This is a genomic window from Mesorhizobium sp. M4A.F.Ca.ET.050.02.1.1 (genome assembly GCF_003997725.1).
Taxonomy (GTDB): domain Bacteria; phylum Pseudomonadota; class Alphaproteobacteria; order Rhizobiales; family Rhizobiaceae; genus Mesorhizobium.
The window spans coordinates 1-477 of the sequence record NZ_RZSG01001491.1 but is presented as its reverse complement, the minus strand read 5'-3'; the positions used below and the strand labels follow the sequence as shown (position 1 = coordinate 477).

Annotated in this window: 1 protein-coding gene; it reads right to left on the bottom strand. The window is 66.5% G+C overall.

Annotation, left to right across the window (positions count from 1 at the left end):
- Positions 1-473, bottom strand: a 473-nt coding sequence (locus tag EOA33_RS38315) for an HAD hydrolase-like protein (protein WP_127407871.1), incomplete at its 3' end; no start/stop codon positions are given.
- Between the last annotated feature and the right edge of the window lie 4 nt (positions 474-477).

Here is a 477-nt window from a genome sequence, read left to right as displayed (position 1 = left end):
AGCCTGATGGTTTCAGTGAGATGGCGCGGGTCGGGTTTGCGGAAGGCAAACGTATCCTGGCCGGCGATCGCGGCGAAATACCGCGCCAGGCCGAGCGCGTCGATCAGCGCCACCGAGTTCGCCTCGTATTTGTTGGTGCAGACCGCGAGCAGGAAGTCGGCGTCCTTGAAGCGGTCGAGCGCTTCGACGACGCCGGGGTAGGGGCGCGACTTGCCGGGAATGTTGAGCGTGTAGTGGTCGAGGAACAGTCTTAGCAGCCGATCGTGCTCCTCCGCCGCCAGCGCCCGCTGCTGCGCTGCATGCGCCCGCTCGATCATCACCCGCCCGCCATGGCCGACGAAGCGCCTGAAACCTGCCTCGTCGACCGCCGCGAGTTCGCTGGCGGCGAGGCTGTGGTTCAGGCTGTCGAGCAGATCCGGCGCCGTGTCGACGAGCGTCCCGTCGAGGTCGAACACGATGATCGGTCTGGTCATGGGC